Annotated in this window: 9 protein-coding genes; 1 reads left to right on the forward strand and 8 read right to left on the reverse strand. The window is 69.4% G+C overall.

What is annotated here, in order from left to right; genetic code table 11:
* Positions 1-59 precede the first annotated feature (59 nt).
* The 4 genes from AB0I34_RS42290 to AB0I34_RS42305 all read right to left on the reverse strand — a co-directional run bounded on the left by AB0I34_RS42290 (position 60) and on the right by AB0I34_RS42305 (position 5,225).
* A complete protein-coding gene (locus tag AB0I34_RS42290) occupies positions 60-1,373 on the reverse strand; it encodes a pitrilysin family protein (protein ID WP_360457735.1) in 1,314 nt (437 codons plus the stop codon).
* A complete protein-coding gene (locus AB0I34_RS42295; RefSeq protein WP_360457756.1) occupies positions 1,370-3,601 on the reverse strand; it encodes a polyribonucleotide nucleotidyltransferase in 2,232 nt (743 codons plus the stop codon). Before AB0I34_RS42295 ends, AB0I34_RS42290 begins: the two co-directional genes overlap by 4 nt.
* A gap of 272 nt (positions 3,602-3,873) precedes the next feature.
* Positions 3,874-4,146 carry a 30S ribosomal protein S15 gene (gene rpsO, locus AB0I34_RS42300; RefSeq protein WP_131351575.1) on the reverse strand — a complete coding sequence of 91 codons (273 nt, stop codon included), beginning with the start codon at positions 4,144-4,146 and terminating at the stop codon, positions 3,874-3,876.
* A gap of 116 nt (positions 4,147-4,262) precedes the next feature.
* Positions 4,263-5,225, reverse strand: a complete 963-nt coding sequence (locus tag AB0I34_RS42305; protein WP_360457738.1) for a bifunctional riboflavin kinase/FAD synthetase — start codon at positions 5,223-5,225, stop codon at positions 4,263-4,265.
* A 129-nt stretch (positions 5,226-5,354) separates the two neighbouring features.
* Here AB0I34_RS42305 and AB0I34_RS42310 point away from each other — a divergent pair, with 129 nt between their 5' ends.
* Positions 5,355-6,359 carry an SGNH/GDSL hydrolase family protein gene (locus AB0I34_RS42310; protein ID WP_360457741.1) on the forward strand — a complete coding sequence of 335 codons (1,005 nt, stop codon included), beginning with the start codon at positions 5,355-5,357 and terminating at the stop codon, positions 6,357-6,359.
* A 68-nt stretch (positions 6,360-6,427) separates the two neighbouring features.
* On the opposite strand, the gene AB0I34_RS42315 is transcribed toward AB0I34_RS42310, so the two are convergent.
* From AB0I34_RS42315 to rbfA, 4 genes are read right to left on the reverse strand one after another with little or no spacing between them, the layout of a single operon-like run.
* Positions 6,428-7,306 carry an NAD-dependent protein deacetylase gene (locus tag AB0I34_RS42315; protein WP_360457744.1) on the reverse strand — a complete coding sequence of 293 codons (879 nt, stop codon included), beginning with the start codon at positions 7,304-7,306 and terminating at the stop codon, positions 6,428-6,430.
* A 34-nt stretch (positions 7,307-7,340) separates the two neighbouring features.
* Positions 7,341-8,198: an LLM class flavin-dependent oxidoreductase gene (locus AB0I34_RS42320; protein ID WP_360457747.1), complete on the reverse strand. Its 858-nt coding sequence runs from the start codon at positions 8,196-8,198 to the stop codon at positions 7,341-7,343.
* Between the two features lie 43 nt (positions 8,199-8,241).
* The gene (truB, locus tag AB0I34_RS42325) at positions 8,242-9,135 is read right to left on the reverse strand and encodes a tRNA pseudouridine(55) synthase TruB (RefSeq protein ID WP_360457750.1); all 894 of its coding nucleotides are present in this window, start codon (positions 9,133-9,135) and stop codon (positions 8,242-8,244) included.
* Positions 9,132-9,572, reverse strand: a complete 441-nt coding sequence (gene rbfA, locus AB0I34_RS42330; protein WP_360457753.1) for a 30S ribosome-binding factor RbfA — start codon at positions 9,570-9,572, stop codon at positions 9,132-9,134. The genes truB and rbfA overlap by 4 nt, the downstream gene beginning before the upstream one ends.
* Between the last annotated feature and the right edge of the window lie 129 nt (positions 9,573-9,701).

The raw sequence follows: 9,701 nt of genomic DNA on the forward strand, positions 1-9,701 counted from the left end.
GGACCCCCTCCCCCGCTCGACAGTCTGCTCCTGCGCCGCGGGGCTGTCGAGGGGGAACCTCAGACCGCGAAGGCCGTGCCGTCCTCGTCGAACGGGCCCATCACAGTCAGGGCCGGGGTGCCGGCGTAGAGATCGGCGGCGAGGGCGGAGACGTCGTCGAGGGTGACGGAGTCGATCCGGTGCAGGATCTCGTCGACGGTGGGCAGTTCGCCGTACACGAGCTCGGCCTTGGCGATCCGGGTCATCTTGGCGCCGGTGTCCTCCAGGCCCATCACGACCGATCCGCGCATCTGGCCCTTGCCGCGGAGCAGCTCGTCCGGCGTAATGTTGCCGCTGGCAATCGACTGAAGCTCGGACCGGACCACGTCGAGCACCTCGGTGGCCTTCTTCGGCAGGCATCCGGCGTACACGCCAACCATCCCGGAGTCCGCGTACGCCGAGCCGAACGTGAAGACCGAGTACGCCAGGCCGCGCTTCTCCCGGACCTCCTGGAACAGCCGCGACGACATGCCGCCACCGACGATCCCGTGCAGTACGCCGGCCACGTACCGGCGTGCGTCACTGCGGACCAGACCCGGCATCCCGAGCACCAGATGCGCCTGCTCGACGTCGCGGTGGTGCACGCGCACCCCGCCGTACATCGGCACCTGCTTGGCGATCGGCCGGCGTACCGGGGCCGGCTCGGCCTCGGCCGTCACCCAGTGGCGCTCGAACGCCTTGCGGACAAGGCGAACGACGTCGGCGTGGTCGACGTTGCCGGCGACCGAGACGACGATGTTGGCCGGCTTGTAACGGCGGCGGTACCAGCCCACCACCTGCTGGCGGGTCAGTCCTGCGACCGACTCCGGCGTCCCCGTGATCGAGCGGCCGAGTGGCGACCGGCCCCACAGCTGCTCGGCAAAGAGATCGTGGATGTGGTCCGACGTCTCGTCGGCGTGCATCGCGATCTCTTCGTCGATGACGTCGCGCTCACTCTCGACGTCCTCACTCGTCAGGGTGGCCGACGTGATCATGTCGCAGATGACGTCGACGGCAAGTGGGAGATCGGAGTCGAGCACCCGCGCGTAGTAGCAGGTGTACTCCTTGCCGGTGAAGGCGTTCATCTCGCCGCCGACCGCGTCGAGCGCGGCGGAGATCTCCAGCGCGTCGCGGCGCTCGGTGCCCTTGAACAACAGGTGTTCGAGGAAGTGCGTCGCACCGGCCAACTGCTCCGGTTCGTCCCGGGAGCCGACTCCGACCCACAGGCCGAAGGTGACCGAGCGGAAGCCCGGCACGGACTGGGTCAGCACACGAAGCCCGGAGGGCAGGACGGTCCGTTTCACCGGACCGCCCGCCTCCGGGCTCAGCAGTGTGCTGGTGATCGCTCGGGTCACTCGGCGGACTCGGCCTCTGCCTTCTTCTCCTCGGCGGAGCCCTTCTTCTCGTCCTCCTCGAGGACGGGAATCAGGGAGAGCTTGCCGCGGTCGTCGATCTCGGCGATCTCGACCTGCAGCTTCTGGCCGACCGAGAGCACGTCCTCGACCGCCTCGACCCGCTTGCCACCGGCCAGGCCACGCAGCTTGCTGATGTGCAGCAGGCCGTCCTTGCCCGGCAGCAGGCTGATGAACGCACCGAAGTTGGTCGTCTTCACGACCGTGCCCAGGTAGCGCTCACCCTTCTCCGGCATGGTCGGGTTCGCGATCGCGTTGATCGCAGCCCGCGCCGCCTCGGCCGACGGACCGTCGGTCGCGCCGATGTAGACGGTGCCGTCGTCCTCGATCGAGATGTCGGCGCCGGTGTCCTCGGTGATCTGGTTGATCATCTTGCCCTTCGGGCCGATGACCTCGCCGATCTTGTCGACCGGGACCTTCACCGAGATGACCCGCGGCGCGAACTCGCTCATCTCACCCGGCGCGTCGATGGCCTTGGCCATCACGTCCAGGATCGTCAGCCGCGCGTCCTTGGCCTGGGTCAGCGCACCCGCGAGCACGCTGGCCGGGATGCCGTCCAGCTTGGTGTCCAGCTGCAGGGCGGTGACGAAGTCCTTGGTGCCGGCGACCTTGAAGTCCATGTCACCGAACGCGTCCTCGGCGCCGAGGATGTCGGTCAGCGCGACGTACTGCGTCTCGCCGTCGACCTCACCGGAGATCAGGCCCATCGCGATACCGGCGACCGGGGCCTTCAGTGGCACACCGGCCGACAGCAGCGACAGGGTGGAGGCGCAGACCGAACCCATCGAGGTGGACCCGTTCGAACCGAGCGCCTCGGAGACCTGGCGCAGCGCGTACGGGAAGTCCTCGCGGGACGGCAGCACCGGCACCAGGGCCCGCTCGGCCAGCGCGCCGTGACCGATCTCGCGGCGCTTCGGCGAACCCACCCGGCCGGTCTCACCGGTCGAGTACGGCGGGAAGTTGTAGTTGTGCATGTAGCGCTTGCGGGTCTCCGGGGACAGCGTGTCCAGCTGCTGCTCCATCCGGAGCATGTTCAGCGTGGTGACACCCATGATCTGGGTCTCGCCGCGCTCGAACAGTGCCGAACCGTGCACCCGCGGGAGCACCCGCACCTGCGCCTTGAGCGGCCGGATGTCGGCCAGCCCGCGGCCGTCGATGCGGACCTTGTCCTTCAGCACCCGCTGCCGGACCAGCTTCTTGGTCAGCGACCGGAACGCCGCGGACAGCTCCTTCTCGCGGCCCTCGAAGTCGGCGGCCAGCTTGTCCACCGTGGCGGCCTTGACCGCGTCGGTGGCATCCTCGCGCTCGTGCTTACCGGCGATGGTCAGCGCCTGCGCCAGCTCCTCGGACGCGGCGGCCTCGACCGCGGCGAACGCGTCGTCGGCGTAGTCCGGGAAGACCGGGAACTCACCGGTCGGCTTCGCGGCCCGCGCGGCCAGGTCGGCCTGCGCCTCGACCAGGGTCTTGATGAAGCCCTTGGAGGCCTCCAGGCCCGCGGCGACGATCTCCTCGGTCGGTGCCTGGACTCCGGCGGCGACCTTCTCGAAGGTGCCCGGGGTCGACTCGGCCTCGACCATCATGATCGCGACGTCACCGGTCTCGGTGACCCGGCCCGCGACCACCATGTCGAAGACCGCGTCCTCGAGCTCGGTGTGGGTCGGGAAGGCCACCCACTGGCCGTCGATCAGCGCGACGCGGACGCCGCCGATCGGGCCGGAGAACGGCAGACCCGCGATCTGGGTCGACATCGACGCGGCGTTGATCGCGAGCACGTCGTACAGCTTGTCGGGGTTGAGCGCCAGGACCGTGATGACGACCTGGATCTCGTTGCGCAGGCCGGACACGAACGACGGCCGCAGCGGGCGGTCGATCAGCCGGCAGGTCAGGATGGCCTCCTCGGACGGACGGCCCTCCCGGCGGAAGAACGAGCCGGGGATCCGGCCCGCGGCGTACATCCGCTCCTCGACGTCGACCGTCAGCGGGAAGAAGTCGAACTGGTCCTTGGGCTTCTTGCTGGCCGTGGTGGCCGACAGCACCATCGTGTCGCCGTCGAGGTAGGCGGCGGCGGAGCCGGCGGCCTGCTGGGCCAGACGGCCCGTCTCGAAGCGGATGGTGCGGGTGCCGAAGCTGCCGTTGTCCAGCACGGCCTCGGCGAATTCGGTGCCCTCCATGGGCGTACCGGTGGATCCCGTCACGGGATACCCCTCTCTCACTGTGGGCGACAGCGAGGCGCGAGCTACCGGGGTGCCGGTCTTCGATCGAGGCCCGCGGGTGAACTGTGAGTTCTCCCGAAAGCCACTACCGAGGACCGGTCGTCCTCCCGCCACGCGCTTCGCGTCGCCTCGTTCGTCGGTCTTGCTATGTATTCAGTTGTTGAGCTCGTGCCTGGGCACGAATACGCCAGGAGCGGCCACCCGGGACTCGGGGGCCGCTCCTCGCGACGTCATCGGCGAAGGCCGAGCCGCTCGATCAGGGACCGGTAGCGGTTGATGTCCTTCTTCGCCAGGTAGTTCAGTAGCCGGCGGCGCTGGCCGACGAGCAGCAGCAGGCCACGACGGCTGTGGTGGTCGTGCTTGTGCTCCTTCAGGTGCTCGGTCAGGTCGGCGATGCGGTGCGTCAGCAGCGCGACCTGGACCTCAGGAGACCCGGTGTCACCCTCGGTCAGGGCGTACTCACCGATGATCTTCTTCTTCGTTGCAGCATCAACAGATGACACAGAGTTCCTCTCGATTTCCGTTGCGCGGCGCACCGGGGCATTCTTCACCCGAGCACTCTCTGTCCGCGGCCGTTCAGACGGCAGCAGCCAGCGTATCAGTCCGTGGACGCGTCACCCTAATTCCCTGTCAAGATGCGACGCGCGCCGTCGACGTCGGCCTTCATCTGCACCAGGAGCTCGTCGATCGAGTCGAACCGGATCTGGGTGCCGCGCAGCCGGGCCACGAAATCCACCGCGATCCGGGCGCCGTACAGCTCCAGGTCGTCGCGGTCGAGCACGTAGGACTCCACCCTGCGGTCCACGCCATCGAACGTCGGGTTGCTGCCGACGCTGATCGCCGCAGGCAGCGGTTCGTCGTACGTCGGAGCGCCGGAGGCGGGCTCGAGGACGGTCAGCCAGCCCGCGTACACGCCGTCCAGCGGGACCGCGGCCCGTGGGTCGGCGGGGATGTTCGCCGTCGGGTAGCCCAGCTCGCGGCCGCGCTTGTCGCCCTCGACCACCACGCCGGTCACGCGCAGCGGGCGCCCGAGCGCCTCGGCCGCCGCCTCCACATCACCCTCGGCGATCCGCTCCCGCGTGTACGTCGACGACCACGGCTGCTCATCGCCGGCCAGGCTCAGACCCTCCACCTGGAAACCGGCCTCGGCACCGGCCGCGACGAGCGTGTCCACGTGCCCGGCCGCCTTGTGACCGAACCGGAAGTTCTCCCCGACCACGACCGCCTTGGCGTGCAGCGTCCGTACCAGCACCCGGTCGATGAACTCCTCCGGCGGCCAACTGGACACCTCCTTGGTGAACGGGAGGATCAGCACGGCGTCGGCGCCGTGCTTGCCCAGCAGCGCGGCCCGCTCCTCGGGCTCGCTGAGCATCAGCGGCGCCCGATCCGGCCGCAGCACCATCATCGGGTGCGGGTCGAAGGTGAGCGCGACCACCGGCAGTCCACCCAGCTCGGCCGCCCGCGCCTTGGCGTGCGCGAGCACCTCCTGGTGACCCCGGTGCACGCCGTCGAAGTTGCCGATGGTGACGACCGACGGGCCGAAATCCGCACCCACCTCGTCCAAACCGTGCCAGACACGCATGAGAGCAGGATTCCATGTCCCGAGGGCGTCCCGTGCGGCAGGTCTGTGCTCGCGGCTCGATCACCCCTTGTGATCAGGCGGTGACTCAACTTAGGGTGGGGCCGCACTGCCGAGCCTGGGGAGGGTCCTGTGAAGCTACGCCGCCTGGTCGCCGCCTGCGCGTCACTGATTCTGGTCGCCGCGCTGCCCGTGTCCAACGCCAGCGCCGAGCCCGCCTTCCACAAGTACGTCGCACTCGGGGACTCGTACACGTCGGCGCCGCTGGTCCCGCTGCCGGACCTGCTGTCGCTCGGGTGTGCACGCTCGTACAGCAACTATCCGAAGATGCTCGCCACGATGCTGCGGGTGCACCAGTTCACCGACGTGAGCTGCGGCGGCGCCGATACGACCAACATGACGCAGCCGCAGAGCACGATCCTCGGGACGGCCGCTCCGCAGTTCGACGCGCTGACGCCGGACACGGATCTCGTGACGCTAGGGATCGGCGGCAACGACTTCGGCGTGTTCGGCGACATCGTCGGCACCTGCCCCGGGCTGCGGGCCTCCGATCCGGCCGGGGCGCCGTGCAAGGCCCACTTCACGGTCGACGGCGTGGACACGCTGCGGGCGAAGATCGCGCAGACCCAGACGCGGATCGCGATCGTTGTCCAGGGCATCAGAGCACGGTCGCCGCAGGCAACGGTCCTGCTGGTCGGCTACCCGAAGATCGCGCCGGAGCAGGGCACCTGCCCGTCGATCCTGCCGTTCGCCGACGGCGACTACGCGTACCTGTACTCGATCGAGCAGGCGCTCAACACCGCGATCTCTGCCGCCGCGGCCGCGGGCGGAGCGACGTACGTGGACACGTTCGGGCCGTCGACCGGGCATGATGCTTGCGCGCCGGACGGGCAGGCGTGGATCCAGGGCAAGGACATCAACGTGCTCCGGGCGCTGAACTATCACCCGCGCTTCGAAGGCCAGGCCGGCGTTGCGTCGCTGACGTTCAAGACCTTGACCGGTGCCCCGGCTAGAGTGACCGCCGCGGAGCAGTCGGAGTGGGCCGCGCACGCTCGCGTGCTGGCCCGGCAAGCCGCCGCCTCCCCACAGGCCGTCAAGGCCTCCCTGAACCGCCTACGGACCAGCGCGCAACGCTGACCCTTTCCAATCCGTAGAGCGGCCCCCGGGCCGGACCACATCACGCGCGGTCCGGCCCGGAGGTGTTTCTACAGCTGATCGACGAGTTCGGTCAGGGCCTGGCCGAGCGGGAGGTTGACGCGGTGGTCGGCGTACGGGTCGCCGCGGGTGATGCCCTGGTTGATGATCAGCACCGACTTGCCGGCCTTCGCGGCGTGCCGGACGAAACGGAAGCCGGACATGACGGTCAGACTCGAGCCGAGGACGAGTACGGCGTTCGCGTCGTCGATCAGGCGGTAGCAGCGCTCGACGCGGGACTTCGGGACGTTCTCGCCGAAGAACACCACGTCGGGTTTGAGGACGCCGCCGCAGACGGTGCACGGCACCACGGTGAACGTGCGGACGATGTCGTCGGGCAGTTCCACGTCGCCGTCGGGGTTGATCCGGGTCGCCTCGCCCTCGAACGTGGTGTTGGCGGCTCTGAGGCGACGGTCGAGGACTTCCCGTGGGGACGTCGTACCGCAGGTGAGGCAGATGACGCGGTCGAGGTTGCCGTGCAGTTCGATCACGTCGCGGGCTCCGGCTGCTTGGTGGAGGCCGTCGACGTTCTGGGTGATGACGCCGGTGAGGTAGCCGCGGGCTTGCATCGTTGCGACCGCGCGGTGGCCGGTGTTGGGGTTTGCTCGGGCGATCGTGCGCCAGCCGAGGTGGCTTCGCGCCCAGTAGCGTTGGCGGCCGGATTCGCTTGCGGTGAAATCGCCGTACGTCATGGGGGTGTGGGTGCGCAGGCTGCCTGTCTCGCCGCGGTAGTCCGGGATGCCTGACTCGGTGGAGATCCCTGCCCCACTCAGTACGACGACTCCCCCGCCTGCGACCACGTTGGCAACCGGCCCGACGTCCGCCGTACCCGGCTCAAGCGCCAACACGTCAGGCCCAGGAGCCCACTGCAAGGTCGGACGAGAACGCACCCCTCAAGAGTAGCCAGCCAGGCCCACCCGGATGTCAGTCCACGCGGGGTGGGCCGGCCTTCAGGCGGCGTTCGGCGGCTGGGCGGACGGTGGCTGGGTCCAGGGAGGTCCAGTCGGCGTCGATCCACCAGGTGGCGCCGGCTTCTGCCCAGGGGCGGATTGTATTGGCGGCGTTGGGGTCGTCGGCGGTGGTCGTGCCGTCGGCGACTATGTCGTAACGGTCCATCGTCAGGCCGTGGGCGGCTCGCTCGTTGCGGATCCAGGTGACGCCTTCGGCCAGGAGGTCTGGCGTCCACTCGCCTGGCTTCTCGCCGGGTGGTACGACGTAGTTCGGGAGCCAGCCGTCCTGCAAAGCCGCGCGGCGCATGGACTTCGGTCGGGGCCAGGCGCCGACGACCCAGGTCTGGATCCTCGGCTGTTGCACCGGGGGTGGCGGCGCGGGCGGGACCAGGTCGGCGACCTTCTTGGAGCGGTAGTGCTTGCCGGCGAACTCGAAGGACTCGTCACGCCACAGGTACTGCAGCATCTCCAGCGACTCGTCCATCAGCTCCGCGCGGACCTTGCGGCCCGGATCGTCCTCGAACAGCCAGAACCGGTCATCTCCCGAGACCCCGAGACCGACGGCCAGCGTCACCCGGCCGTTGCTCAGGTTGTCGACCGTCGACGTCTGCCCGGCGACGTCCCACGGCTTCCGGCGCGGCAACGGCGTGAGCATCGTCCCCAGCCGGATCCGCTCGGTCGTCATCGCCGCCGCACCGAGCATCACCCAGGCGTCGATCCCCCAGACGGCTTCCCACACGAAGAACCCGTCCCACCCGCTCTCCTCGGCGAGCGCCGCCAACTCCGCCGCATCCCGAGCATCCCCCATCGGCAACACGAACCCATATCTCATCCTCCGACCGTAGGACCGCCCACCGACAGAAACGGATGTGCGCCTAGCTGACGAAGACGGCGGTGGGTTTGGCTACGGGGCCGTGGGGTTCGTAGAGGGCCAGGAAGGTACCGGTGGGGTCGAACATGGCGGTTTGGCCGAGGGCCAGTTTGAGGCCGGACAGGGGCCGACCGGTACGGATGGCGGCGGCCTGTTCGGGGCTGGCGTCGTACCGCGGGAAGGTTTCGGCGGCGACCTCGGAGATCGGGCGCCAGACGAAGTCCTCGGCCAGGGACTCCAGCGTGTGTGCGGTCGACAGGTCGAACGCGCCGACCCGGGTACGACGCAACGCCGTGAGGTGACCGCCGACGCCGAGCTCGGCCCCGAGGTCACGTGCCAGCGCACGGATGTACGTCCCGCTGGAGCAGTCGACCGACACATCCACGTCGATCCACTCCGCACCGGGGCGTACGTCGAGGATGTCGTAGCGCGACACCGTGACGGCCCGGGCCTTGAGGGCGACCTCTTCGCCGGCGCGGACGCGTTCGTACGCGCGGCGGCCGTCGACTTTGATCGCGGAGACCTTGGACGGGACCTGCGAGATCTCGCCGCGGAAACCGCCCACCGCGGCCTCGATCGCCTCCGCGGTGATGCCGTCGATCGGGGCCGTGATGACGATCTCGCCCTCGGCGTCATCGGTCGTGGTCGTCGCGCCGAGCCGGATCGTCGCGTCGTACGACTTGTCCGACAGCTGCAGGTGACCCAGCAGCCGGGTGGCGCGGTTGATACCGACCACGAGGACGCCGGTCGCCATCGGATCCAGGGTGCCGGCGTGACCGACCTTGCGGGTGCCGGCGAGGCGCCGGATCCGGGCCACGACGGTGTGCGAGGTCAACCCCATCGGCTTGTCGACGACGACGACGCCGTCGGACGACGGGGTGAAGTCGGGACCGCTCACTCGGCCGGCTCGTCCTCGTCGTCCTCGCGATGCTTGTACGGGTCGGCATCGCCGGCCGGCTTGGCGCCCGCGGCGGCCTTGGCCACCTCGGCGTCGGCCTCCCGGGCCTTCGCCAGCAGCTCCTCGATCTGGCCGGCGTTCTCCGGCACGGCGTCCAGGAAGAACGCCACGCTCGGGCTGTGGCGCAGACCGAGGGCCTTGCCGACCTCGCTGCGGATCAGCCCGCGCGCCGACTCCAGTGCGGCCGCGGTCGAGGCCCGCGCCTGCTCGTCGCCGTACACGGTGTAGAAGACGCTCGCCTCGCGCAGGTCGCCGGTCAGCCGGGCGTCCGTCACCGTGACGAACCCCAGCCGGGGGTCCTTGACGCGGCGCTCGAGCAACTCGGCGACGAGCACCTGGATCCGGTCGGCCAGCTGCTTCGCCCTTGCTTCACCCATCAGGGCTCACTCCCTCATTCATGAGCAACGTCCGGAGAGAACACCGCCTCTCCGGACGTTACTCCGGTGGGCCCGCCCAATTGCGGGGCCCCCGCGCCGATCAGGTGGGCGGCGTCTAGCGGAGCACGA

The sequence above is a fragment of the Kribbella sp. NPDC050281 genome (assembly GCF_040655855.1).
Lineage (GTDB): Bacteria > Actinomycetota > Actinomycetes > Propionibacteriales > Kribbellaceae > Kribbella.

Bases quoted from the DNA above. Each gene is read 5' to 3' on its own strand.
- AB0I34_RS42295 (WP_360457756.1), bottom strand. From the start codon at position 3,601: ATGGAGGGCACCGAATTCGCCGAGGCCGTGCTGGACAACGGCAGCTTC.
- AB0I34_RS42305 (WP_360457738.1), bottom strand. From the start codon at position 5,225: ATGCGTGTCTGGCACGGTTTGGACGAGGTGGGTGCGGATTTCGGCCCG.
- AB0I34_RS42320 (WP_360457747.1), bottom strand. From the start codon at position 8,198: ATGAGATATGGGTTCGTGTTGCCGATGGGGGATGCTCGGGATGCGGCG.
- rbfA (WP_360457753.1), bottom strand. From the start codon at position 9,572: ATGGGTGAAGCAAGGGCGAAGCAGCTGGCCGACCGGATCCAGGTGCTC.